The sequence below is a fragment of the Paenibacillus oceani genome (assembly GCF_014705615.1).
In the GTDB taxonomy this organism is placed as follows: Bacteria; Bacillota; Bacilli; order Paenibacillales; family NBRC-103111; genus Paenibacillus_AB; species Paenibacillus_AB oceani.
This window is the reverse complement of record NZ_JACXJA010000050.1, coordinates 26,753-50,889: the sequence shown is the minus strand read 5'-3', so window position 1 is coordinate 50,889 and position 24,137 is coordinate 26,753. Positions and strand designations below refer to the sequence as shown.

Genomic DNA, 24,137 nt, shown 5'->3' with positions numbered 1-24,137 from the left:
TGAATAAGGCGTCCGTTCTTTAGACAATGCCTCTTCTTTTTTACACCTGAGGGTATACAATCGTTCACGGAATTTGTAATTTTTCAAAACTACTCCAAACTACTGGCGGCGGGGATCACCACAACTTCTGCAAACCCGCTTCCATCCGGCCTTGTTCGGATCGGACCGAAGCTTGTTCGCATGTATGGGTCCATGCCCGAATATATATGGATAAAAACGGATTTTTCGAAAGAGGCGGCTTATGCAGAAACAATCGTTTATCCGGGGGACGTTCATTCTTTCGGGGGCGGCCCTGATTACGAGACTGCTCGGGTTTATAAGCGGCATTTATTTGGCTCGCATGCTGGGAGCGGAAGGAATCGGACTGCTGATGATGGCGCATCCGCTCGTCCCGCTGGTCATCACCTTGACTGAGCTCGGTTTGCCGGTAGCGATCTCGAAGCTGGTGGCGGAAGCGGACGTGCGGGGGGATGCGGCGAAGCAAAGACGGATATTGGCGGTGTCGCTCGCCGTTACAGGGACACTCAGCATTATTTTGACCGCGCTCGCCCTGTTCGGCTCGAAGCTGATCGCCGGCATTTTCCTGACAGACCCGCGTGCGTATTACGCGATGCTCGCCATTACGCCGATCGCCCCGATCGTCGCGATCTCCGCCGTGCTGAAAGGGTATTTCCGCGGCAAGCAAAATATGAAAACGATCGCCTTCTCCGACGTAAGCGAGCATCTGGCCCATATCGCCTGCATCGTCGCACTCGTTCATCTGCTGCTGCCTTACGGCATCGAATACGCGGCCGCCGGCGCTATGGTCGGCTCCGTCGCGAGCGAAGCGGTCGGACTGATCATCCTGCTGACCAACTACCGGCTTCAGCGCGACCGGAGCAATCCCGGCGAGCCTTTCGCCGAGCATCTGCGCAAAGGCAGACGAACGCTCGCCGAGCTGCTGCACATCGGACTGCCTACGACAGGGCTCGGCTTCATTCAATCGATTTACAGCGCCTTTCAGCCGATGCTCGTCACGAAAAGCCTTATGCTCTTCGGGCTCGGCACCGCCCTGGCGACCAAGCAGTACGGCCTGCTGATGGGTTATGTATTTCCGCTGCTTATCTTCCCGAGCTTTATCACCCATTCGCTGTCCACCGCGCTCATACCGGCCGTCAGCGAAGCGATGGCGGAGCGCAAAGGGCTGGACGTTCACCGGCGGATGGACCAGGCGATGCGCATCGCGCTGTTCGTCGGCGCTCCCGCCACCGTCATCCTGATCTTATGGGCTACGCCGCTGACAACCTTGATCTATAACGCACCGGAGGCCGGGCCGCTGCTCAGGCTCATTGCGCCGATCTTCTTTCTGCATTATTTCGAAGCGCCGCTCCACGCCGTCCTGCTCGGCCTCGGCAAAGCCTCAACAGCGATGTGGAACTTCATCGCCACGACGATTATGAAGGCGACCGCGATTTATTTTCTCGGCATGAATTACGGCATTACCGGGGTAGTGCTGGGGCTAAATTTCGGGATCTGCTTCATTACGATGCTTAACTTTTTCTCCATCTCCAGCATTATCGGCTTTTATTTCGACCTGCGCCGCATGGTGAAGGTGGCGATCAGCATGGCCGTCATGGCAATCGCCGGACAGTCGGCCTATTCGTTCCTGCAGCACGAAGGCCTCCTGCCGGTGTGGAGTCTGATTGGCTCCATTATCCTGTCGCTGGCCGTGTTCGGCCTGGCGCTGCTGCTGACGGGAGCAGCCGGAAGGAAAGAACCGTTCCGCTTTGGCGGCATGCGGGGCGCGATCTCGTGGAGGAAGTAAACGCGGCCGGAGGCCGCCGTCCGATGCAGGCTGCCGCGTCACGCGCCGTACAACCACTTGCGCTCACTCGATCGCGTCCATAGCTTTGGACAGCAGCCCGATCATCTCGTCGATCTCAGCCTCCGTAACGATGAGCGGGGGCATCAGCCGGATCGTGGAAGGATTCGGCGAGTTGATCAGCAGTCCGCTCTCCCGGCACGTCTCCACCAGCGAAGCGCCGTCGCCCCGCTCAAGCTCGAACGCTTGCAGCAATCCTTGGCCCCGGACTTGCCGGATCGGATACTGCCGCGCCAGCTCGTACAGCCGCCCGGTCATATAAACGCCCATGCACTCGGCATGCTCGGGCAGACGCCGGCGAACGACCTCTTCGACAACCGCTTGCCCGGCCGCCATCGCTAGCGGTTGGCCGGAGTAGGTTCCTCCCTGATCCCCGGGCTCGAACAGATCGAACGAACTCGCCGCCAGCAGCGCCGATAACGGGAAGCCTCCGCCGATCCCTTTGCCGAGCGTCATCACATCCGGCTTGATGCCGTAATGCTCGCAGGCGAACAGCTTGCCGGTCCGGCCGATTCCGGTTTGGATCTCGTCAAAAATAAGCATAATCCCGCGTTCGTCGCATAACTTCCGCAGTTTGGCCACATAATCCGCTTCCGCCAGATGCACCCCGCCCTCGCCTTGTACAAGCTCCAGCATGATCGCGCATGTGTTCCGGTCGACGGCTGCGAGCAGCGCATCGAAATCGTTGAGCGGCACATGCTTGAAGCCGGGCACCTTCGGAGCGAACAGCGGCCGCCAATGCGCCTTGCCCGTCGCCGACATCGTAGCCAGCGTGCGCCCGTGGAAGCTGTTCGTCGTCGCAATGATCTCGTAAGCGCCGTCCAGACGGACCGCGCCATGCTTTCGGGCCAGCTTGATCGCCCCCTCGTTCGCCTCCGCCCCGCTGCTCGCGAAAAACGCTTTATCCAGCCCCGACAGTCCGGTCAACTGCTTGGCAAATTCGATCATCGGCTTGTTGAAGTAAGCCGGACTCGCATTCACGAGCGTGGAGGCTTGCCGCGCCAAAGCTTCCCGGATCACGGCCGGCGAGTGTCCGAGACACGTAACCGCCCATCCCCCGACAAAGTCCAAATACCGGTTGCCGTCCGTATCCCACAAATACATCCCTTCCCCGCGCTCCATAACGAGCTCCGGCCGCTTCGCCGTAAACAATACCGAATGCCCGGCATCAGTAAGCAGATGCTGCGTGATCGGGGACTTCTCTTTTTCTTGCATCCTTTTCCACCTCCCAAGATAATGCGTAATTATACATAATAAAGTATATTTATTCAATCCAATTTTCTCTCGATCACCCCTCGTCACGGTTCGTTCCAGCCTCCAGCGGTTCTCTCTGCTCCAGGTTCAATCAAGATCCGGCGATCAAGCCCCAGCAGTGCATCCCGGCTTCAGTAGTCCATCGGCTCACTCGAACTCTAGCGGAAGACTTATTTCCGTTATATGGCGATCTCAGCCTTCCCAGGGCGCGAACCGGAACTTTTACTTCCTTTATTTCGCTGATTCCGCATCGATTCCGCACTGTTTACTGCAATAAAGGAAACCAAACTTCCTCTATCCGCCAAATGAACGACGGATTATCGGATTAAAGGAAGTTAAACTTCCGCTAGCAATTGGACAAGCAAATAATTTCTGGACACAAAAAAAGCCCCGCCACCAACAGGCAGCGAAGCTCGTAACGATAACCCTCAATCCCTAGACTAGCCAACTCCCCATCTATCCTACCGTCTACCATCCAAGCTGCCTTGCCGCACCGTGCGTTTCCACCTCGCAAGACCGCAACTGCGTACCACCGGCGGCTTTTAAGCAGTTTCTATAACGGCCGGCCATCCGCGATCACTTCTTGTCGATTCGCATCGCTTCGCAAGCTTCCAGCCACCCCAGCACCATACCCGGATTGGAGGCGAAATGCACGTGCGTATATCCTGCGACCAGATGGCCTGCCGCAAAACCTTCCGGCTTCGTGCCCAGCCGCCCTTTCACCTCGTACGCGTAGGCAATCTGCTCTGTCGCCTCGCCGCCGCGCTCGCCCGGCTCAAAGACGGAGTAGTGGAACTCGTGTCCCCTCGCGGTTTGGCCGCTGCCGAGCATAAAGTTCGCCTCCGTCCCGGTGATGTCCCGGTAGCCAAGCGCCGCCAGCTTCGCCTGCATCCTTACCTTACCCGGAATAAGGCCGACCATCGGGTATTCGTTCCCCTGGCGGTCGACAATCGCCTCCGTCAAATACATAAAGCCGCCGCACTCGGCCAAAGTCGGAAGCCCGGCCTGCACCCTCTCCCGGACCGAAGCTTTTACGTCCTCCAGCCCGGCCAGCCGCTCCGCGAACTCCTCGGGGAAACCTCCCCCGATATATAACCCGTCAGCGTCGTCCGGCACTTTCTCTCCCGCAAGCGGTGAAAAAGGAACGATCTCGCCGCCGTAATGCTCGATCAGCCCGAGATTTTCCGGGTAGTAGAAATGAAACGCCGGATCTTTGGCGACCGCAATTCGGACGCGCCGGGTGCGTATTATGGCGGTGCTTGGCTTGAACAGAACCGGTTCGCACGCGACCGGAGCGCTTTCGGCCAACTGCAGCAGCCGGTCGAGATCGAGATGTCCGGCTATGAGCTCTCCGAGTTTCGCAAAAAACGGGTCCAGCTCCCCGCGTTCCACCGAAGGCACGAGTCCGAGATGGCGCTCCGGAATTTCGATCTGCTCTTCCCGCTTCAAATAGCCGATCACCGGAACGCCGCATTCCTGCTCGATCGCTTCCTTCACGATCCGGTAATGCCCTTCGCTGCCCGCTTTATTGGCGATGACGCCGACGATGCGCGAGCCGGGGGATAGGCATTGAAAGCCTTTCACGATGGCCGCCGCGCTGCGGGCCATGCTCTGCACGTTAACCACCAGCAGCACCGGAGCCTCGAGCAGCCCGCTGATATGGGCGGTGCTTCCTTCATCGGACAGCGGGCTTTTGCCGTCGTACATCCCCATGACGCCTTCGATGACGGATATGTCCGCCCCCTCGCTTGCCCGGACGAATATTTCCTTGACCGCTTCCGTCCCGACCATCCAGCTGTCGAGATTGCGCGACGGCCTGCCCGTCACCGCCGTATGGTACGTCGGATCGATATAATCCGGGCCGCACTTGAAGCCCTGCACGACCAGCCCTCTCGCCTGCAGCGCCGCCATGATGCCGATCGTCAGCGTCGTCTTGCCCGCGCCGCTCCCCGTGCCGGCGATTACGATCCGCCGCGGAGCAGCCGGCTGCTCCCTCTTTGCCATCGCTTTATTCATGCTATATCACTCCTACAGAAATCGTTACATGGCCCGACTTTTGCTTGCACTTTTTCCAGCGCTTCCGCGATTATGTAGTACATGAAGCTAGACTATCATCAAAAAAGACCTATTGACAAGCTTCGCTGCAATCAGACAATTCCCGCCGGGCCCGCAGGCGGGAAGCTGCATAACTTCGGCCGATCGAACTAGCCGAGGTAAGCCGGAATAGGCAGCAGCTCACTAAGGCTCACGATCTCAAGCCGTCTCCGCTGCAAATCGCGGATCATCTCCGGCAGCGCCTTCGCCGTCTCGAAACATCCGGGACCGGAGTGCATCAGCACGATCTCGCCGCTGCGCACGAAAGTGTCCACGTTCCGCCGGATGTGGTCCGCTTCCTTCTGCGACCAATCGAGCGTATCGAGCGACCAGAGGATGGTGGCGCATCCCGCCCGGTCCGCCCAGCGTACGACCCGTTCGTCAGCATCGCCGAACGGTGGGCGGAACATCGCCGGCTCCGCGCCAATGACGCAACGGATCGCAGCCTGCGTCCGGTTGAAATTGTCCGCAAGCTCCGTATCCGTTAATGTCGTCAGACGGTCATGGGCGTAGCTGTGGCCGAGTATCAGATGACCGGCCTTATAGATTCGCCGCACGATGTCCGGGTACTGCTCCACCTTGCTGCCGACGAAAAAAAAGTTCCCTTTTACACCGTGTTCGGTTAACGTATCTGCAATCATCGGCGTAATCCGCTCATCAGGGCCGTCGTCAAACGTCAGCGCAACTTGACGGACATCGGGGCCGTTCAAATATACGCGTTCCCGGCTCACCGCCGCCAGCTCCGCGGCGCGGAGGCGCCAATTGAGCAGTCTCTCCCGCGCCTCATCCGTCATATGATCCGATACGCCCTCAATAGGGAGCATGTAGTTTGTTTCCATAAATAATCCTCCATGGAGAAATATTATTTATTCCTCCCTACTATACCCCAATCGGCCATAAGCGCCAACCGGATCAGAGCCGGCCCAACCAAAAACTCCTTACCGGAATCAGCCGATTCCAATAAGGAGTTGAGGTGGAGAAATATGCGGACGTTATCGGTCGTCTGTCTCACGTACCGGCCGGCGGTTACGATTCGACCATGAGGATATCCCGGATCACTGTGCCGGACGGCAGCTGTTGTTTGGGGATGCGGAGCAGCGAAGTGACGAACGCCTCACCCTTCATCCCCTCGGGAACCGGGTCGTCATCCGTTGGCCGGACCGAAATCGTCAGAAACGGACGAGCGGGAGGAGCCTGGCCGTCTCCGCCGCCGGAGACGGTTACCTTTTCCACCCGAAATCCTTCGTTAGCGGACGCTTTCTTGCCGATGCTTACACAGATATAATAATCGTCCTCATTTTCGCTGACGAGAAAACCTCCGGGAACCGCCTGCCGGTACAGCTCGTACCGGTCCGGCACATCCCGGCCGGATTCCGCCGCCGAACCGGCCGCTTTCCAGCCATACGTTTCGGAGTATTTCCTGTATTGAAGCTGCTCGTATTGTACCGGCACACTTGCAACTGCCGGGCCGCTCTCTTCCGCAGACACTACTTGCGAGACCGCAGAACGGCCAGCGTTATCCGTACCGACGGAGCAGGCCCCTGCAGGCAGCGCGATACAAACCGCCAGCAGCAAGCGGACAGCATATCGTCCGTTGCGGAATCGTTTCTCGTTCATAGCCGGTTCAAAGCCCCTTCCTAGCGCGGATGCCGAATATTCAGCACAGCGTCTTCCCGCTTCAGCGGCACCTCGACGGAGTACCCCGGATTCGTCTCATACGATCCGGTATGCGGATTGTACACGTCCAGGCTGAAAGAGGGGAAGTCGGACGGCTTCATTTTCAAAATCCGGATGCGCCCTTCTCCCCCGTTGTCCGTGCACTGCCAGTTCTGAAAAGACTGGAATACCGGGTTGCCGCAGTCGCCGAAATCGGTCCGGTAGCTGACCAGTTCCCGGTCGTGATGGCCGGAAAACACCGCGATCAGATTGCCGTGCTTGCGGAACGACTTCTGCCACATATCCTCTCCGTCATTCGCTCCGGCTGCGCCCTTGTACAGCTTCGGGTTATGGTTATCGCCGGGCTTCGTTCTCTCCCCGTGCTGGTACATGTAAGTATGCGTAATGATGATAACTTTATGGGAGCTGTGCGCCTCCATCAAACTGTCGGCCCAGGCCAGCACTTCGTCCCTGGCCCCGAATTCCAGCGACAGAAACAAATACGGCTCGCCTTCGATCTCCAGCACGGCATAGCTGTTTTCGATTTTCCCCTCTTCATAAGTGCCCTTGAACCACGGACGGTTCGCGTAGCGGTGCGTTCCAAAATAGCGGTTGAACATCGTCAGACTCCGGTCCGTCTTCAATTGGTTATCGTAGTCATGGTTGCCGGGAGTCGCCAGGAACGGAATTCCGGCCTGATCGAACTTCTCGAACGCCTGCGCAGCGATCCGGAACTGTTCTTCGTCGTCCGCACCGTCATCTACGACATCCCCTAGATGGAGTATGATTTGCACGTTCAAATCGGCTGCGTTGTCTACAATCCACTGCGCCTTCACGGGGTAGATAGAAGGATATTTCGCCGCCAGTATTTGCGTATCCGGAATAATGACGATCGAAAATTCCCGTCTGTTGTCCGCCAATGTGCGTCACCTCTACATTTTTATTGTCGCTTGACTGCTTCCGTGAAACAAAAAAGAGAGAAGCCAAATAATAAACAGCTCGGCAAGCTGTCTACTATTTAGAGTTTTCTCTCCTGACTCCACCCTAAACGGTACTGCCTATTCGGTTAGTAAGGCCCGACATCGTACTAGTTATAGCATAGCCGTGAAAATGTTGTCAATCCCGCCAAAAGCGTTTACATGATCTTATATTCCATCGTTTGTCCCAATCTGAAAGACTCGATCGATCGCCTTGTTTTCGATATGTTAAGACTATGCCCTTTAAAACAAACAAAAAACCTTCCCGCATTTTTCAGGGGAGGCTCTTTGTCGTTTGATCCGGGGTCGTCCAACCGTTACAAATTAGACGGTTCCCGATAACGGCTCCGATATTCAGAAGGCGTTGTACCGGTGTATTTACGGAACATGGTGCCGAAGTGGGTGGAGTTGGAATATCCGATTTGGGTGCAAATATCGGTAATTTTGTCATTAGATTCCCGCAACTGACGCTGTGCCTGTGTGATGCGGACACGGTTCACGTATTGTACGACAGAATAGCCCGTTAACTTATGAAACATGCGGCTGATGTAATACGGACTGAGAAAAAACTGTTGTGTCAGCAGATCCAAGGTGATGTTCTCCCGATAATGCTCGTTAATGTAGGTCAGAATGGAGGAAACGCGTTCAAAATTCGGATCAAACGGTTGTGAAACCTCGTCATTGGACTGTGATTTCCGGTATAGAACGATCAACCGGCTCACGTAGACCATCATTTGGATGAGCATCGATTGAATGACGAGTTCATGACCAGGCGGTTTTTCTTTTTGTTCCCGAAGCATGGCGTAGAGCAATTGCTCCACGACCGCCTGCTGCTCAACATTTAGTGAGAGCACGCAATGCTGTGATTGGAACAGAATAGACAGTACTTCATAGGACTGCGCTGCAAGTGCGGGCCTCACAAAACATTCCTGAAAATAAATCAGAATGCGATCCGTATCGGATTGAATATTGTTCGTCTGGTGAAGTTCGAAGCGGTTGACGAATATGATGTCACCTTGGTTTAACTTGTAGGAGCGACCATTTATAAAATATTGCTTGCAACCGCTCAGCAAGTAATAAATTTCGTAGTGAGGATGGAGATGCAGGCCGGGCATCTCATGATGTTTTTTGGTTTTCCATTTGTGTATCAAGTACGGGGAAGGCTGCATACGTTCACACCCTTTTATAATGGTACCGCTCTCAAATTTCGAGACAAATTCGGTCGGTCCGTTGGAAGTGTTGCAAGATGTCCGCAGCAATATTGCAAAAATGATAGAAGTAGGGACTGTCTGTCGCAAAAATATTATAGCAGCCGTCAACCCGTACACATCATAATACTAATATAGCATTATAAGTAATTCATTGAAAGGTAGGAGATATCATGATTAAACAATGCTCGAAACTGATTGCTCTCACTCTCCTTGCTCAGAGTTTGGCTGCATGTTCTTCAGGCGAGGATGTATCAACTGAACTTGAGCAGCAGCCAGTTGAACTTACGTTGTATGCTCAAATGCCGCTGTCCGATGAGCAATGGCAGACCCTCATGCTGGACCCATTGCGTAAGAAATACCCGCACATTACACTTCATATCGTAAATCGGCAGGGCTCAGCTGGTCCGCATATGCCCGATTTAATCGCGTCGGGCGATACGCCTGACTTGTACACCGTTGCCAGTGTACTGCTGGGTGAGTATGCGCAACTGGGCGTAACTGAGGACTTTACACCATACGCTAAACGTCTGGGCGTCGATGTGAACCGATTCAAGCCACAAGTAATGGAAGCACTGCGTGCACTCGCACCTGCAGATGAAGTATATGCGCTCCCGTACAATTTGAATTTTAATGCTATTTACTACAATCGGGATATTTTCGATTTGTTCGGGGTCGATTATCCAGTGGATGGCATGACGTGGAAAGAAGTTATGGATAAAGGACGTGAGGTTAGCCGTCACGAAGGGGGAAGGACGTATCGCGGACTTGACCCCAACCATGTTTTCCAACTGGCCTACCAGCGATCCGTGCTTCCAGTTGATGCCGCGACAAAACGTGCGTCGGTGAATACGCCGGTGTGGCAGGATGTTTTTCGCTTAGCACAGGAAATTTACTCGATACCAAATAACGAGCCAGCGAATTTTAACGACGTGAATAGTGGCGGACATAACCGGTTCATGAAGGATCGCAATGTGGCCATGTATGCAGGAGTCAATCTGGCACCGTTATTGAAGGAGCCGACTGAGACAGGGCTGAACTGGGACGTCGTTCAGTTTCCGAGCACGGCGGACAAGCCGAACGTATACAGCACGGTGGATGCGCACGTTATTGGCATGACATCGACCACTAAGCACAAAGAAGATGCGGCTCGTGTGATAGAGCTGTTTACGTCCAATGAGGTACAGAAAATAGCAGTACGTCAGATCGCCAATTTCTCACCGTTAAGTGATTCGGTCTTTCAGGAGCAATTCGGAGCTGACGTCCACTACTTGAAGGGCAAAAACTTCAGCGGGGTATTCCGAAGTGTGAACGCCGAGACGCCGGCTTTCAGTGTATATAATGTGGATGCGGAGCGCATCATCCGGACGCATTACCGCAACTTCTTGCGCGGTGACTACGATGTGAACACAGCGCTCCGTACGGCAGAGGAAGAGGTTAATCAACGAATCGAAGCGTTGTCTCAACAGTGAGCAAGTACAACATGGATGCCCTGGAAACGGGGCATCTCTGTATCTTATTAAGAGTATCAACGCCAAATCTTATAAGTGCGTGTTCAATAAAGTCCGCTTATCTGCACCGAGAAGAATTGGATGAATCTAGGAAATGAAGAGCGAAGTGTAGTGAAAGCTACGTGAGCTTCGGAAGTTCCGGCTGATTTCAATATTCGATGTCGAGTGGGCTTCCTGATTCTTGGGCAAATGATATTCTGGAACGGTCAGAAGTTAGAAAGGGTGAAAGCTTTGAAGAAGAATGTATTAATACTCGTAGTTATGAGCTTGTTCCTCTTGTCAGTCGCTTGTACAAATACTGGAAATAGAGACGCAGAACAGACTGGAGAGGTGCAGCAAATGATGAAGCAGCCAGCGGAAGGAAGCGCTTCCATACTGAGTAATTATCGCGAACCAGGTGTGATTGCCAAACCGTCTGATTTCCCGTGGATGCCGGAGATTGTATTGACCAAACAGCCTTTTGGCGGCTATACTGCAGATTTTAATATCGAAAGCTTCGCACCTCCTGCAACTCCAGATAAGATGACATATTATGTGGATATTCATACAGGAAATGATCTAAACGACGGATTGACCGCGGCAACGGCATTTCAGTCCATTCATAAGGGATTGCAGCAGCCTGATGTGGATATTCTGTATATTGCACCCGGCTTGTATCCAAAGAACAAAGGTTTTAACAGGGTAAGCCCCACACGCGATATTGTGATTAAGCCTACCTATAAAGGGAAAGTTATTTCATCGGCTCACGTTGAGTTGGATTTGACGTTGGATGCAGCCTACACTCATGTGTATCGAGCCACTAGCCATGCAGGTATTGAAGCAGTCTATGATCTAGGATTGCGAGACGAGTATGGAGATGGTCGGAAACTCAGCGGCACAGAAAGTCCTGCCGAAGTCGCTCAGACTCCTGGCAGCTGGTATTCGGACGGATCTACGATATGGCTTCGCTTGGAAGACGACCGAACGCCTGACGAAGACGTACGGGCATATGGCGGGGGCATTAACGGTCTGATTAATAACAACATTACAGCCTATATTGAAGGGATCGAATTCCACGGAGGCTCTCCATTTGTCGTGACGAACCAAACCGCCTCCGACGATATTCGCGTTTATTTTAAGGATTGTGCTTTCCGTTATTCAAGCTCAGCTGGCAGCAATGGCTTGTCCATTCGCGGTGCAAGCGAGGTTTTTCTGCAAAATTGTATCGCTTCGAGAAATCATAAAGACGGATTTAACTACCACGTTAAAAATGACATTGTGCCACGAGTGCTGGAAGTGAATTGCATCGGTCGGCATAACGGTATTGATGGAGACAAGGACAGTATTAATAACGGAAGCACACAGCATGACGGCGGCATCATAATTCGAGTAAACGGATTGTATTACGGCAACGAAGGCTACAATATTGCTGACATCAACGGAAGCAAATCGTGGATTATCGGAAGTGCGGCCTATGGATCGACATCCATACTTGAAACGAGAAACGCAGATTTCATGACGGATGGGGAAATGTGGTTGGACGGATGCGTATCCTATGGGTCAGGAGACGATTTTATCGTCAGGTCTGGAGGAAGCATGCATTTCAAACATGTGATGTCGAGCAACGTATTTCAAAACGATACATACTAAAATCAAAGGTTTCAGTCATTATCATTAGGAAAAAGTCTTCCATAGTCAGCTTCTCCCATGCTTAATCTGAATTTGAACTAAAGCGAACCTTCCAATCCCACTTTATTGTGGTTTGGAAGGTTATTTATTCAATTTGTAAGTACCTGCACCCATCAAAACAAAAAGGCATTCCGCTTCACTGCCACGCGTGGCTATCGGAGCGAAATGCCATATATTATTACGGTTCATTTATGTGATAAAGCGTAAAACCGATCAATCGGATACAAGAAACACAACGTTGTCGACGAATGCATTCGTGTTGATGCGGGCGTCGATCAAGCTTGTGCGAGGGATGCCTTCTATCGTCAAATCCTTAAATGTAATGTCGGAAACGCGATGGGTATTGTCAAACCCCATAAAATAAGCATTGCCTGTGCCATAATTAGCCGATTGAAAGTTTTCGATATAAATGTCACGGATGATACCTGCCGGAGAATTTTCGCTCCTTTTTCTGATTTGGAAATAGAACATTTGACGCTTGCTGTGGGAATAGAACTGCACGGGGTTAATCTCTTCTACACGGGTATCGATGACCGTTACATCCGAAAGGGTGGTTCCATCATGAACAAATAATCCCAGGGGAATATCCGCATAAATGATGTCATTATTTTCAAATCGGATGCCCTGCATTGATGTTGCTTCTGTTTCCGTCCCCACCTTCATACCACCGGCTGCTTTTGACCAAAGCACGGAGTTTTGCACTGTCACGTTATACACATCCCGGTTAGGAATACGGGGGAGGATGTACCATCGACCTGATTTGATCACAACCGAATCATCTCCAGTGTAGACAAATACGCGATCCACCATCACATCGCGGGAGTTGTCAATATCAATGCCGTCTGTGGTCAGATTGTCAGGACTATTCACTACCTTTACATTTTCAATTGAAATATGATCGGAGTGGTAAACATGTGTGTTCCATGAAATGGAATCTCGTATCATAATATCCTCAATATGAATGTGCTCACTTTGAACAGCAAAAATGAGCCGTCCGCCGCCCACGCTGGCTGCACGATGGTTCTTGCCATCTGCATCAATGATCCCTCGACCGCTGATTGTCACATGCGCTTCCTCAATGATTGACAACAGTCCGGACACTGTCGTCTGTTGACCACCGCTAAGCGGCAGTTTGTCTGTGTAAGTACCGCTCTCCCAGTAAGATCCTTGAATCAATGCACCGCTTTCCAGATAAATATGGGTGTTGCTGCCGACGATGAGGGTGCCTGTTTTATAGGTCCCGCTTGGAAAATACAGCACTCCTCCATTACTTAGCGCGGCTACATCGTTAAGCGCTTGTTGAATCTTGGCCTGTTCATTCACAGTTCCGGTGGCATCGACATCATAGTCCATAATATTGATAACATCGGGGCTGCACAAGGTGGGCGGACTAGATTCAGGTGGATCGGCAAAGAGAAACAATTTGTCACCGTCGTTGATCGTCACAATCAGTTTGCTTGGTTCCGTAAGTGTGAAGGTTAACTGGTTGGCAGTTGCTGTTCCTGTCAGCGACAAGCTGTGAGGACTAATATTGAAGTCTATGATTGGGTCATCAACGGTTATTGCGATATCGACGCTGCCTGAAAAGGCAAATCGGGCAATGTGTACATCCTGAAAGGCCTCCACCGTGATGGGAATGCTGTCAACCGTTAGTGTGTAATCGGTGCTGTGTGTCATGCCAACAATATCATCGTAAACAATCACAGATCCAGTAGCGGCAGTCTTGTCTGCCCATGCAGGAACGCTCACAAACAGTAGTAATACGACTGTTACGGCCAGCGCACGTATTAAAGCGTTTTCGATTCTCATGAAATCAATCCTTTCCATGTATGAAGAGTAAATTTCACTGTCATTATGGCATGAGACCGTAACAGGGTGATACAGGATTTTTGCTGAAAAACGGGGGTTTTTCCAGCATTTTTGTACAGCACAGAGGAGATTGGATGAATCTGGTCACCGGCAGCGACATGACTAAGGAAATGATCACCTTTGAATCGCAAGCCAAAAAGCTGCCGGCTAATTATCAAGCGGCATGGGAAAAACAAACTCAGGCGTTTTTGCCGAAGACGACCCCGCCGTCCACATAAAGCGGCGCCCCCATCACAAAGGAAGACTCGTCGGAGGCCAGGAACAAGGCGGCTTTGGCGACATCTTCGGGCAGCCCGAGCTCTTCGCTCAGCTGACGTTTCTTGATGGAGGCGATCGCCTCCTCGGGGTCGTCGTACGACCTGTGCAAATACTGCTCCACGAAGGGGGTGAAAATCGTCCCGGGCAGCAGAGCGTTCACCCGGATACCGAACGGGGCGTAGTCGACCTGCATCGATTTGGTCAGCGCAAGCACCGCCCCCTTCGTCGCGGCATAGGAAGCCCGGCGCGCAAGTCCGATCTCGGCCACGCAGGACGACATGTTGATGATCGCTCCCCGCTTTCGTTCCATCATATGGGGGACTATATATTTGCTGGGCAAATAGACGCCTTTAATATTGATGCTCATGATCCGGTCCCAGACGTCCGGTTCGATCTCGTGCAATCGGCCGACGCCGCTGATCCCCGCGTTGTTGAACAACACGTCGATCCGGCCGAACCGCTCCAGCGCCCGCTCCGCCATCAGCCGGACTTCCTCCGGATTCGTGACGTCCGCCTGCAGAAACACGGCCGTTCCGCCCGCTTCCCCGATCCGTCTCACCGTCTCGGCGCCTTTGTCGGCATCCAGATCGTTTACGACAATCTCCGCTCCCTCGGCGGCGAACAGCAGCGCCGTACTTTGTCCGATGCCGGACCCCGCACCGGTGATCAGACATACTTTCTCTCGCAGTCTCACGGGTTCTCCTCCTCTGCTCTTGCTTCCTGCCGCTTGCCGGCCGCGGCTAAGCTTGCGGATATTCCTCCTGGCCGCTTGCGCACGAACGGATTATCGCCTCGGCTACCGCGATCCCGTGCACCGCATCGTCGAACGACGTATACTCGGGCTTCGTGCCGGCCGCCACGCAATTGCATATATAAGTAAGCTGCTCCCTCAGCACACCGAATGCGCTCCCGTTCAGCGTATGGTGAATAAAATAGTCCGGCGACGTCCGTCCCGCCCCGTCCCACAGCTGCAAATTGGAGCCGCTGTTGGCAAATTGGGCCGTCCCGTTCAATCCGATCACTTCCGCCGCGTCGTTCATCACGATGCCCGCTTCGTCCGGCGTCATCCAGTTGCTGTGCAAAAACGCCATCGTCCCGTTCTCGAACTCGAGACAAGACCATAAAATATCCGGGACGACCTCGTCGTTAACCGCCTTGCCGTAGGCTTTAACTGTTTTGACCCGGCTGCCCGCATACCAGATGGCGATATCGAGATCGTGCACCGTCAGCTCGAACACGGTATGCGTCCGTTTGTACGTGCGGAACATCCCCTTCGTCCGGCCCCGCTTCAAGTACATACTCTGCGGCTCGCCGATCCTGCCCGAAACGATCGCGTTTTTTATATCCGCGTAACGCGGCTCGAACCGGAGCAGATGCCCGGCGAATATAAATTTGCCGTTACGCTCCGCGGCCGCAGCCATCTCCGCCGCCTCCTCCAGCTTGGTGGACACCGGCTTCTCGACCAGCACGTGCTTGCCCGACTGCAGCGCCGCGACCGCAGGACCGCAATGCTCGTGCTCGAACGTCGCGATGCTGACCAGATCGATGTCCGTACGCTCCAGCAGCTCTTCGCTTTTCGTGTACACGTTCGGCACGGAATATTTGTCGCCCAGTTCCTTTACCCGCTCCCCGTTACGGTCGCATAACGCGACGACCTCCACCTGCGGCATCGCATGAAACGCTTCCAAATGACAGCTGCCCCAGCTGCCCAGCCCGATAATCCCCACTCTCACTTTGCTCATCCGTTTATTCGCTCCTTTCGTATCGCACTAACTTTTATATATTATATATAATGCATGCAATAGAATTATATCGCCTCTAACCATTCGTTTCAACCACTTTTTACAGAACAGGCTGGAGGGGAGCTTGGGGTGCGGGGTTACAAACTGTCGGCTACCACTTCAAGCTGTTCCCCGGACAGGTTTTTCCCGGGACGGTTTTTCTTGTAGTCCTTGCCATTTCGGAAAAAACGGATAAACTAAAACACCCCATAGACGGAACGTACGTTCTGTCATATAATGGATGAACATCTGGTCATTTCAGGAATCAATTCTATATTTGGGAAGCGAGGAATCGGTATGATCCGAGAAACGGAAGTGCCGCTGTACCATGACGGACGGACAGACGCGACTCCTGAACAAGCCGCCTACGATCCGGCGCGGTTAGCCAGGCTCGACGAGCATTTGTCGGACTTGATCAGTCAAAATAAGCTGCAATGCGGCAGCTATTTGCTGGCGCGAGACGGGCGTATTTTCGCGCACCGGGCGATGGGCAAGCTGACTTACCGGGAAGGCGGCCCGGACTTGATGCCGGACAGCATCCGCAAGACGTATTCGGTCACCAAGTTTTTCACCGCGGTCGCCGTCATGCAACTGATCGAGGAAGGCAAGCTGTATTTGGAACAAGCGGTGTCCACCGTGCTGAAGCCGTTCGATACGCCGCTGCACCGGTCGATTACCGTGTTTCACCTGCTTACGCATACATCGGGCGTATATCCGGACCCCGGCTGCATGATGGAGCCGTATCCGACCGCCTGGTTCGGCGGTTTGAAGGGGTATGACGATTGGGTTACGAATGCGATCTCGGGCCCGCTCTCCTTCAAGCCAGGCGAACAATACGCCTACTCCAGCTGCGGCTACGCCATTTTGGGCGAGATCATCGCCAAAGTGTCGGGCATCCCGTACGAGCAATACATACTCCAGCACATCATAGAGCCGCTCGGCATGACGCGGACGTTTTTCAAGGTGCCGGTCCATTTGCGCGATGAAGTATGCGTGACGAGCGACTGGCAGGTCGAGGAGCTGGAGTGGAGCGAAGAACGCGCGGACGGTCCTCCCCCAGCCGGAGGCGGCTTGTATTCGACGCTCGAGGATATGTGGAAGCTCGGACAAATGATGCTGGACGGCGGAACGTTCGGCGGTGTCCGCATCCTGAGCCGGAAATCGGTCGAAGCGATGACCAAGAATAAGCTGTCCGGAGTCAAAACCCACGTATGGGGAAGTAATGTTACCGACTACCAGTTCGGGCTCGGCTTATTCCTGACCACGCCTACGATCGAGACGCCGGGAACGTACGGACACGAGGGCTTTGGCCGGTGCGGTATCAAGGTCGACCCGGAGGAGCGGTTCGTAGCCGTATTTATCGTACCGACCGGGATTCAATGGGCCCCCGAATCGGTCATCGGAACGAAAGCCGTTATCTGGTCGGGCTTGCTGTAATCACGAATCGACGACGAAAAGAGGGATCGCTAATGGCAATCGAACAGCAGCATGCAAGCTCCATCCATCTGGGGCATACGGACGCAAGCCCGTCCGAGGTAGGCTTCGACGGCGGACGGCTTGAGGTGCTGGACCGGCATTTCCAACAGTTGATCGGGGACGGAAAGCTTCAAGCCGCCTCGTATTTGCTCGCCCGCCACGGCAAAATATTCGCCCATAAATCGATGGGCCCAAGAGTCGGGTTCGAGGATGGCGGCGATCTGCAGCCGGATTCGCTGCGCCGAATCGCCTCTACGACGAAAGCGTTTACAGCCGTCGCCGTCATGAAACTCGTCGAAGACGGAAAGCTGTATCTCGAGCAGCCCGTATCCACGATTTTGCCGGAATTCGACACCCCCTTGCATAAAACGATCACCGTGTTTCACCTCCTCACGCACACGGCGGGCATTTGCCCGGACCCGGGCTATTACTTGGAGCCGTATCCGCGGGGCTGGTGGAACGCGAGCGAGCAGGATAATTGGATCAAGGGTGTCTTGTCCGGTCCTCCGCGAAGCAAGCCCGGGGAGTTTTACAACTATTCCAGCTCGGGCTACGGCATTCTCGGCGAATTGATCGGCCGCGTAACCGGCATGCATTACAACGACTACGTCGAGCAGGCGATTATCGGGCCGCTCGGGATGGACCGGACCTTTTTCGATGTGCCGGAACCGTTCCGCGACGAAATATGCCTTGTCGCGCCGTTCGACGCGGAACGGTTGACGACGAGCACGAAGCAGCCGGGCAAAATGCCGCGTGCCGGCGGCGGACTGCATTCCACGCTGACGGACTTGTGGAAGTTCGGTCAAATGATGCTGGACAAAGGAGCGTTTCGCGGCAGCCGCGTCGTCAGCCGGAAAACGGTGGAGGCGATGACCCGCAACCAGCTGTTCAAGGTACCGGCATACGCGTGGGGCGTGCAAATTCCGTCCAAAAACTACGGGCTGGGGCTCAATTTGTTTCTGGAGAGAGGCGAGCTGAAGACGCCGGCGACGTTCTCCCATGAAGGGGCGGGCCGCTGCGCGCTGCATATCGACCCCGTCGAGCAGCTGGTAGCCGTCTATTTCGTGCCGACCGCGCACGACGGATTTTTGCCCGAATCGATTATCCATCCGAGCAATATCATTTGGTCGGGCTTGCGTTGACATGCTGCGGGTATTAAAATCCGTCGCTTTCGTCACCTACAAGGAGTGGGCGGCATATCGTTCGCATATGGCCGTCTCCCTCTTCGTAGGGCCCGTTCTGTTTCTCGTACAGCTGCTTATCTGGCAGGCGGTGTTCTCTTCAAGGGATACGGTCGGCGGCTTGAATCTGACGCAAATGCTGACCTATTACGGCATCATAACGGTCATCCATTATGCTATCTTCGACTTCGCCGACTGGAATTTGCAGATGCTGATCCGCACCGGCAAATTTCTCACCTTCCTGCTCAGGCCGGTGTCGCACCGCTGGTTCGCCTTGTCGCAGAAAGCGGGCCACCGTCTGCTCGGCTTTTGGCTCGAGCTCGTCCCTGTCGCCCTTATTCTGTACTTCGGCTTCCATATCGATCTGATACCCGAGTATCCGGTGTGGGCCGTCATATCGATTGGCTTAAGCTTTCTGATGATGTTTCTCGTCAATTACTGCATCGGCCTCACCGCCTTCTGGCTGACGAACGCGCACGGGATTCGCGGGATGTTCCATCTGCTTCGCGACTTATCGGCGGGCGTCTTGATCCCGCTCACCTTGTTGCCGGATGCGCTGCAAAAAATCTTGTTCGTGCTGCCATTCCAATTTATCGTGTACGTGCCGACCCGGGTGATCATCGGCTCTTACGAGTTAGGGGGCATAACGATGTCGATCCCGCAAATCGTAGCCGTTCAGGCGGCCGCCGTTCTCGTCATGTGGCTCGTCTCCGAATGCTTGTGGCGGCTCGGAATCCGGCATTTTACGGGGGTGGGAGCATGACGAAGACGAATGGGCTTGTCGCCTATGCGGAAATCGTCAAAACATCAATCGCGAGCCGAATGGCCTACCGCGACGATTTCTGGATCAGCTCCCTGATGACGGTCGCCGGGGAACTGGTCGTGCCGCTCCTTACGTTTCTCATCTATCGCTCGGGTGCTTCCTTCCCCGGATGGAGCCTGAACGAGGTGCTGCTCATTCAAGCGGTGTTCCTGCTGTCCAAAGGCATCGCCTTTCCGTTTTTCTTCGGGATCGTCTGGAATACGCTCGACAGGGTCCGGGAAGGAACGTTCGATCTGTTGCTCATCAAGCCGCGCTCCGCACTGTACATGGCGCTGGTCACCGGCTTTCAGCCAGACGGCTTAGGGCGTCTGCTGGGCGGCGTGCTGCTGCTCGGGGTGGCCGCTTGGATCGTTCCGGCCGCAGGAATCGCCGGCTGGCTGTTGTTTGCGGCGCTGATGCTGCTGTCGGTCATGGTGCTGTTCTCGTTCGCACTGTTCATGTCCGGCCTGCTGTTCCGCTGGGTCGGCAGCAGCCGCGTTTACGACATATTCGATTCGGTCACATCGTTCGGACTGTATCCCCGGACCGTCTTCTCGAAATCGTTCGTCGGCCTCGTGCTCCACGCCGTTCCCGTCATGATGATCGGCTTTATTCCGGCGTCCGCGCTGCTCGGCAAGCTGCCGCAAGACGTATGGATCGCCGCTGCCGTCAGCTTCGCCTTTTTTCTGCTCAGTCTGGCGTTCTGGTACCGGATGCTGGGCAACTATACGAGTGCGGGTGGTTAAGTTTAACATGAACATGCTGATCGAAGTACGCGAGCTGTGCAAAACGTATACGACGCACCAACGCGGCCATACGTTCAAGGAAGCTCTGAAAAGCCTGGTTTTCCGCAAAACGATCGAGGTGCCCGCCGTGAAAGGCATCTCGTTCCAGGTCCGGCAAGGCGAAATCGTCGGATTTCTCGGCCCGAACGGAGCCGGCAAATCGACGACGCTCAAAATATTAACCGGCGTGCTTCATCCGACCGCAGGCAAAGTCCGAGTGATGGGATACGTCCCCTGGAAGCAGCGCAAAAGCTACGTCGCCCGCATAGGCGCCGTATTCGGCCAAAAATCCCAGCTGTTGTGGGATATTCCGCCGCTCGACGCCTTTTATATGAACAAAGCGATCTACTCGATTCCGCAGTCCGAGTTCGAAGAAACGCTCGAAGAACTGACGGAATTGCTCGACGTCCGGGACGTGATGCGCAAGCCGACGCGGCAGCTGTCGCTCGGGGAACGGATGAAATGCGAATTTATGATGGCGATGCTGCACCGCCCGCAAATCGTCTTTCTGGACGAGCCGACGATCGGCCTCGATGTGATCGCCAAGGACAAAATTCGCGAGTTCATTCTGAAGATGAACCGTAAAGGCGTCACCTTTATCCTGACGACCCACGATCTCGACGATGTCGAGCATCTGGCCGAGCGCGTCATCGTAATCAATCACGGCGAAGTTGTCTTCGACGATACGATTCAAGCGATGCGAAGCCATGTCGGCGGCGGGAAAATGATCCGTCTGCTGACCGCGGAGTCTTTCCCCGAGCTACAAATACCCGGCGTTACCGTGGTACGGATGCTGTCCGAGCATGAGGCTGAAATCGAGCTTAACATGGGCGTTCTGAATATCAGCGAATTTATCGCGACGATGAACGGCATGTGCACGCTGCTCGATATGTCCGTTCAGGAGCTGACGATCGATCGGGTCATCAAACAATTGTATTTGACGCATTCGCCACGAACGGACGGATGACGCACTCTGCCATTGTCGATGCTGAGATTCCAAGCAAAACGTAAGGGCCGGAGAAATTGTTCAATCGGTATTTCCCTGCAAAAAGGACCTCATCCTCCACTTGCCCGTGGAATTGAGGTCCTTTCGGTTTCGGAGCTCGGTTTGGAGCTCGCTCCAGTACTGCCGGGCATTTGGGGACAGCCCCTTATGTGGAACTCTGCATAGTATGCCTGTCCACGCTGGGGGCCACCCGTTGCTACGAGCTGGAATAGCTTTTGTGCTTGCGTCTGTAGTACTTGTAACCCTGATTATGGTGATACTGGTTCGGATATTGGTTCGGATATTGGTTCGGGTGCTGGTTCGGGTGCTGGTTCGGATATTGGTTCGAATACTGGTTCGGGTGCTGATTCGGATGGTTCGGGTAATGCGGCGGGTAACCGCCTTGTCTCTTATAGTAGTCGCTGCTGGAATATCTTGAATAGTGTCTTTTGGAGCTCAGCTTCTTATGCAATAAATCTTGTAGCATTCGTTTTAACATTGGCGTATCCTCCTTCGCCTTTTGGTTGTTATTACGCAGAAAATGGGACTTGGTTTCAAAGCTGCAAAATAATCAGCTTACGGGGCTTACGAACCTAGGACCCCTTATTTGGCTAAAATTCAGCGATTTGAAGTTATTCCGAACTCCAGAAATGTTATTTCCTGCATCAGTTCGCACTCCCACCCATGTTCGACTCCATAAGGTAGCTGGGATTCGTTAGATCTGTTATGAAGTCTTGTTACGGCTATAAGAACGATATGGTTCGTTAGCACAAGGCCATACGCCCATTAGCTCGACCTGCGGATTTGCTTCTTTACGCCGGAGGACAGAAGGCGCATTAGCTAGCTCGTCCAAAGCCGTGTATAAAAAAAGAGCGGCAAACCGCTCAAAAACGATTCTGTACTTTGTGTACCCCAAATCACGTGCTCCGAATCTTCAGACCACGGCGTGCTGAAGCTTGCCGATCGGTCCTTCGGGATCGGCTATATCCGCGATTTCCGTATACGGAATCAGGAACGTCGGGAACCCGTAAGCGTAGGGCGTATATTCGTACAATTGGAAATACACGACAAGCTCGCTCGGAGTTAAATAAAAGTCCTGATCCGGTCCGACTCCCTTGAACGTTTTGCCTTCCAGGATCGGCATGTCATTCTCCTCGATTTGCCGTTTTAGAATTGCGTCAATATGCGCCTTATACCCGCTTCCATCGCGGAACAAATCATCGAAATCGTAATCGTCTCCGTCCCACAAGTCCATCGTTAGCGACTTTTGCAGCGTGATGCCGTGAGCCGCTCCTTTTGCATAGGCGTAGTTTTGGAACACAATGCTGATCAGCCCGTTTTCGTTCAGCATGACCTCATAAATGCCGGTCATTTCCTTGTCTTTGTCCTCGACATAACCCTGATCGCGAATCATCTGGTAGACGAGCTTCAGAATCCGGTCGTTGATCTCATGCTGCGCTTTTCGGTTCGGCAGCCCGGTCAGCTGCGGATAGCGGATTTGCAGCCGCGGCTTGATCATCACTTTTTTCGATATTTGGGCCGATAAATTGCGGAATTCCATCATAGCGCCGGTACACCTCCTCCTCGCGGATCTTCGCCTAGTACTACCGATATTCAGCAGCAAGGAAAAGGTGCGCGCAAGATTGTATTTTTTCCGGGAGAAGTCACATTAAGCCTCGCATGATTTGAGAAAAACCTTTCGATAAAAACGCCTTGGCGATCCTTTGATGTACGAGTCTATACGTTAGACGCGCGGAAGACAGCGGGCACCTTCGGTCGGGAGCCGCTCGTTGACGGGGGGCGGGAACAAACTCGTCTTCAATGAGGCTCGCAACCGTAAACCTCGTTCTTGCGGGCAGGTGTGTTCCCCTTCGCTGAAACGTATGCCACGCGGGGAAATGTATGCACGCGGGCTCTGAACAAAATAGGAGTCTCTGACACCTTCTATTTTCGGCCTTTTCGACAAACTAACACGAATAGAAGCGGTCTGCACCTCTTATTTCCACCAACTGGTGTTGGCAGCACCCTTTTTGCGGTTATTAGCTGTCCCAAACCGCTCTTATTCCGTGTCGAACCGAGTTTTCGGACCAAATAACGAATACAAACCGCTCTTATACGGCCCCTTGCCCCACCCGAAACAGGACAAAAAGCTGAACGGCCAACGATAAACGACTGGAGACACTTGCTGGCTCGGCAAGGAAGGAGGCTCTGAGCTCTCAAAAAAACCTCCCGGCGTCCGGAAGGCTCCCTTTGTTCATATTCGGCTCGATTCGGACTTAGCTGCCTTTGTATTCCTGGCATGACAAGCAGGTCGTCACATTGACGCAGGTCGGATGGATGGGACCGGTAAACTTGGTGCAATAAATGGGGGTTTTGTACTCCACATTCGAGGAAATTAAGGAGCAATATTTGCAATTGCCGATCAGTTCGACCGTTAACCGGTGCAAATCGGTTTTCAACTGCATCACTTCTTCGTTCATACGCGCATCACCCCCAGATTAAGGTCACGAATGACGTCAGGATCCGCTTCTCTCCAAGCGTTCCTAAGCCTCCGACACAAAAAAAGACGACGCCCTAAAGCGACGTCCGTCCGGTTTGATGACGACATGCATCAGCTTATGGGCAACCCGGCTGTCATGGCGAAGTTCGCTGTAGACCCGTGGCTTTGCGCCCCTGGCTTTCGCCCAGGTTTGCCTTTATCCGATAATTCCTATCAACTATGTCCATAGTACCACAAATCCTCAGCGCCATTAATAGGCATTTTGAACTAT

20 protein-coding genes, 1 pseudogene and 1 riboswitch are annotated in these 24,137 nt (G+C 53.7%); of the genes and pseudogenes, 9 read left to right on the top strand and 12 right to left on the bottom strand.

The window, feature by feature from the left end:
• Positions 1-241 precede the first annotated feature (241 nt).
• Complete coding sequence (gene spoVB / locus IDH45_RS28765) at positions 242-1,804, top strand: stage V sporulation protein B (RefSeq protein ID WP_190931605.1); 1,563 nt, start codon at positions 242-244, stop codon at positions 1,802-1,804.
• A gap of 63 nt (positions 1,805-1,867) precedes the next feature.
• On the opposite strand, the gene IDH45_RS28760 is transcribed toward spoVB, so the two are convergent.
• The 6 genes from IDH45_RS28760 to IDH45_RS28735 form a co-directional block, all read right to left on the bottom strand.
• Entirely contained in the window at positions 1,868-3,076 is a 1,209-nt protein-coding gene (locus IDH45_RS28760) for an aspartate aminotransferase family protein (protein WP_190931604.1), read from the bottom strand.
• Between the two features lie 615 nt (positions 3,077-3,691).
• The gene (locus IDH45_RS28755) at positions 3,692-5,131 is read right to left on the bottom strand and encodes a cobyrinate a,c-diamide synthase (RefSeq protein ID WP_223837057.1); all 1,440 of its coding nucleotides are present in this window, start codon (positions 5,129-5,131) and stop codon (positions 3,692-3,694) included.
• 188 nt (positions 5,132-5,319) lie between these two features.
• Complete coding sequence (locus IDH45_RS28750; RefSeq protein WP_190931603.1) at positions 5,320-6,048, bottom strand: polysaccharide deacetylase family protein; 729 nt, start codon at positions 6,046-6,048, stop codon at positions 5,320-5,322.
• Between the two features lie 187 nt (positions 6,049-6,235).
• On the bottom strand, positions 6,236-6,826 hold the full coding sequence (locus IDH45_RS28745) for a hypothetical protein (RefSeq protein WP_190931602.1): 591 nt from the start codon (positions 6,824-6,826) through the stop codon (positions 6,236-6,238).
• 20 nt (positions 6,827-6,846) lie between these two features.
• Entirely contained in the window at positions 6,847-7,785 is a 939-nt protein-coding gene (locus IDH45_RS28740; protein ID WP_190931601.1) for a metallophosphoesterase, read from the bottom strand.
• Positions 7,786-8,159: 374 nt separating this feature from the next.
• Positions 8,160-9,011 (bottom strand): AraC family transcriptional regulator, encoded by an 852-nt coding sequence (locus IDH45_RS28735; RefSeq protein ID WP_190931600.1) that lies wholly within the window; start codon positions 9,009-9,011, stop codon positions 8,160-8,162.
• A gap of 212 nt (positions 9,012-9,223) precedes the next feature.
• Here IDH45_RS28735 and IDH45_RS28730 point away from each other — a divergent pair, with 212 nt between their 5' ends.
• Together IDH45_RS28730 and IDH45_RS28725 are read left to right on the top strand one after the other, a co-directional pair.
• On the top strand, positions 9,224-10,522 hold the full coding sequence (locus IDH45_RS28730) for an ABC transporter substrate-binding protein (RefSeq protein WP_190931599.1): 1,299 nt from the start codon (positions 9,224-9,226) through the stop codon (positions 10,520-10,522).
• A gap of 261 nt (positions 10,523-10,783) precedes the next feature.
• The gene (locus tag IDH45_RS28725; RefSeq protein ID WP_190931598.1) at positions 10,784-12,190 is read left to right on the top strand and encodes a hypothetical protein; all 1,407 of its coding nucleotides are present in this window, start codon (positions 10,784-10,786) and stop codon (positions 12,188-12,190) included.
• 252 nt (positions 12,191-12,442) lie between these two features.
• Here IDH45_RS28725 and IDH45_RS28720 read toward each other — a convergent pair whose 3' ends face one another.
• On the bottom strand, positions 12,443-14,038 hold the full coding sequence (locus tag IDH45_RS28720) for a glycosyl hydrolase family 28 protein (RefSeq protein ID WP_190931597.1): 1,596 nt from the start codon (positions 14,036-14,038) through the stop codon (positions 12,443-12,445).
• A 134-nt stretch (positions 14,039-14,172) separates the two neighbouring features.
• On the opposite strand from IDH45_RS28720, the pseudogene IDH45_RS28715 reads away from it, so the two are divergent.
• Positions 14,173-14,271, top strand: a pseudogene (locus IDH45_RS28715) (DUF1048 domain-containing protein); the annotation flags it as partial.
• Between the two features lie 5 nt (positions 14,272-14,276).
• On the opposite strand, the gene IDH45_RS28710 reads toward IDH45_RS28715, so the two are convergent.
• Together IDH45_RS28710 and IDH45_RS28705 are read right to left on the bottom strand one after the other, a co-directional pair.
• The gene (locus IDH45_RS28710) at positions 14,277-15,050 is read right to left on the bottom strand and encodes an SDR family NAD(P)-dependent oxidoreductase (RefSeq protein ID WP_190931596.1); all 774 of its coding nucleotides are present in this window, start codon (positions 15,048-15,050) and stop codon (positions 14,277-14,279) included.
• 46 nt (positions 15,051-15,096) lie between these two features.
• A complete protein-coding gene (locus tag IDH45_RS28705; protein ID WP_190931595.1) occupies positions 15,097-16,098 on the bottom strand; it encodes a Gfo/Idh/MocA family protein in 1,002 nt (333 codons plus the stop codon).
• 336 nt (positions 16,099-16,434) lie between these two features.
• Here IDH45_RS28705 and IDH45_RS28700 point away from each other — a divergent pair, with 336 nt between their 5' ends.
• From IDH45_RS28700 to IDH45_RS28680, 5 genes are read left to right on the top strand one after another with little or no spacing between them, the layout of a single operon-like run.
• Complete coding sequence (locus IDH45_RS28700) at positions 16,435-17,574, top strand: serine hydrolase domain-containing protein (protein ID WP_190931594.1); 1,140 nt, start codon at positions 16,435-16,437, stop codon at positions 17,572-17,574.
• Positions 17,575-17,606: 32 nt separating this feature from the next.
• Positions 17,607-18,755 (top strand): serine hydrolase domain-containing protein, encoded by a 1,149-nt coding sequence (locus IDH45_RS28695; RefSeq protein WP_190931593.1) that lies wholly within the window; start codon positions 17,607-17,609, stop codon positions 18,753-18,755.
• Between the two features lies 1 nt (position 18,756).
• Positions 18,757-19,557, top strand: a complete 801-nt coding sequence (locus IDH45_RS28690) for an ABC transporter permease (protein WP_190931592.1) — start codon at positions 18,757-18,759, stop codon at positions 19,555-19,557.
• The gene (locus tag IDH45_RS28685) at positions 19,554-20,342 is read left to right on the top strand and encodes an ABC transporter permease (protein ID WP_190931591.1); all 789 of its coding nucleotides are present in this window, start codon (positions 19,554-19,556) and stop codon (positions 20,340-20,342) included. The genes IDH45_RS28690 and IDH45_RS28685 overlap by 4 nt, the downstream gene beginning before the upstream one ends.
• 7 nt (positions 20,343-20,349) lie before the next feature.
• Entirely contained in the window at positions 20,350-21,348 is a 999-nt protein-coding gene (locus tag IDH45_RS28680) for an ABC transporter ATP-binding protein (RefSeq protein WP_223837056.1), read from the top strand.
• Between the two features lie 235 nt (positions 21,349-21,583).
• Here IDH45_RS28680 and IDH45_RS28675 read toward each other — a convergent pair whose 3' ends face one another.
• From IDH45_RS28675 to IDH45_RS28665, 3 genes are all read right to left on the bottom strand, one after another.
• Positions 21,584-21,865: a hypothetical protein gene (locus IDH45_RS28675; protein ID WP_190931590.1), complete on the bottom strand. Its 282-nt coding sequence runs from the start codon at positions 21,863-21,865 to the stop codon at positions 21,584-21,586.
• 435 nt (positions 21,866-22,300) lie between these two features.
• On the bottom strand, positions 22,301-22,930 hold the full coding sequence (locus IDH45_RS28670; protein ID WP_190931589.1) for a DUF3298 and DUF4163 domain-containing protein: 630 nt from the start codon (positions 22,928-22,930) through the stop codon (positions 22,301-22,303).
• A 712-nt stretch (positions 22,931-23,642) separates the two neighbouring features.
• Positions 23,643-23,846 (bottom strand): hypothetical protein, encoded by a 204-nt coding sequence (locus IDH45_RS28665; protein ID WP_190931588.1) that lies wholly within the window; start codon positions 23,844-23,846, stop codon positions 23,643-23,645.
• A gap of 138 nt (positions 23,847-23,984) precedes the next feature.
• Positions 23,985-24,071, bottom strand: a riboswitch (cyclic di-GMP riboswitch).
• Positions 24,072-24,137 lie beyond the last annotated feature (66 nt).

Excerpts from the sequence above, each read along its gene's own strand:
- spoVB (WP_190931605.1), top strand. The coding sequence starts at position 242 with ATGCAGAAACAATCGTTTATCCGGGGGACGTTCATTCTTTCGGGGGCG.
- IDH45_RS28685 (WP_190931591.1), top strand. The coding sequence starts at position 19,554 with ATGACGAAGACGAATGGGCTTGTCGCCTATGCGGAAATCGTCAAAACA.
- IDH45_RS28745 (WP_190931602.1), bottom strand. The coding sequence starts at position 6,826 with ATGAACGAGAAACGATTCCGCAACGGACGATATGCTGTCCGCTTGCTG.
- IDH45_RS28680 (WP_223837056.1), top strand. The coding sequence starts at position 20,350 with ATGAACATGCTGATCGAAGTACGCGAGCTGTGCAAAACGTATACGACG.
- IDH45_RS28705 (WP_190931595.1), bottom strand. The coding sequence starts at position 16,098 with ATGAGCAAAGTGAGAGTGGGGATTATCGGGCTGGGCAGCTGGGGCAGC.
- IDH45_RS28750 (WP_190931603.1), bottom strand. The coding sequence starts at position 6,048 with ATGGAAACAAACTACATGCTCCCTATTGAGGGCGTATCGGATCATATG.
- IDH45_RS28690 (WP_190931592.1), top strand. The coding sequence starts at position 18,757 with ATGCTGCGGGTATTAAAATCCGTCGCTTTCGTCACCTACAAGGAGTGG.
- IDH45_RS28675 (WP_190931590.1), bottom strand. The coding sequence starts at position 21,865 with ATGTTAAAACGAATGCTACAAGATTTATTGCATAAGAAGCTGAGCTCC.
- IDH45_RS28695 (WP_190931593.1), top strand. The coding sequence starts at position 17,607 with ATGGCAATCGAACAGCAGCATGCAAGCTCCATCCATCTGGGGCATACG.
- IDH45_RS28720 (WP_190931597.1), bottom strand. The coding sequence starts at position 14,038 with ATGAGAATCGAAAACGCTTTAATACGTGCGCTGGCCGTAACAGTCGTA.
- IDH45_RS28735 (WP_190931600.1), bottom strand. The coding sequence starts at position 9,011 with ATGCAGCCTTCCCCGTACTTGATACACAAATGGAAAACCAAAAAACAT.
- IDH45_RS28760 (WP_190931604.1), bottom strand. The coding sequence starts at position 3,076 with ATGCAAGAAAAAGAGAAGTCCCCGATCACGCAGCATCTGCTTACTGAT.
- IDH45_RS28755 (WP_223837057.1), bottom strand. The coding sequence starts at position 5,131 with ATGAATAAAGCGATGGCAAAGAGGGAGCAGCCGGCTGCTCCGCGGCGG.
- IDH45_RS28665 (WP_190931588.1), bottom strand. The coding sequence starts at position 23,846 with ATGAACGAAGAAGTGATGCAGTTGAAAACCGATTTGCACCGGTTAACG.
- IDH45_RS28670 (WP_190931589.1), bottom strand. The coding sequence starts at position 22,930 with ATGATGGAATTCCGCAATTTATCGGCCCAAATATCGAAAAAAGTGATG.
- IDH45_RS28700 (WP_190931594.1), top strand. The coding sequence starts at position 16,435 with ATGATCCGAGAAACGGAAGTGCCGCTGTACCATGACGGACGGACAGAC.
- IDH45_RS28730 (WP_190931599.1), top strand. The coding sequence starts at position 9,224 with ATGATTAAACAATGCTCGAAACTGATTGCTCTCACTCTCCTTGCTCAG.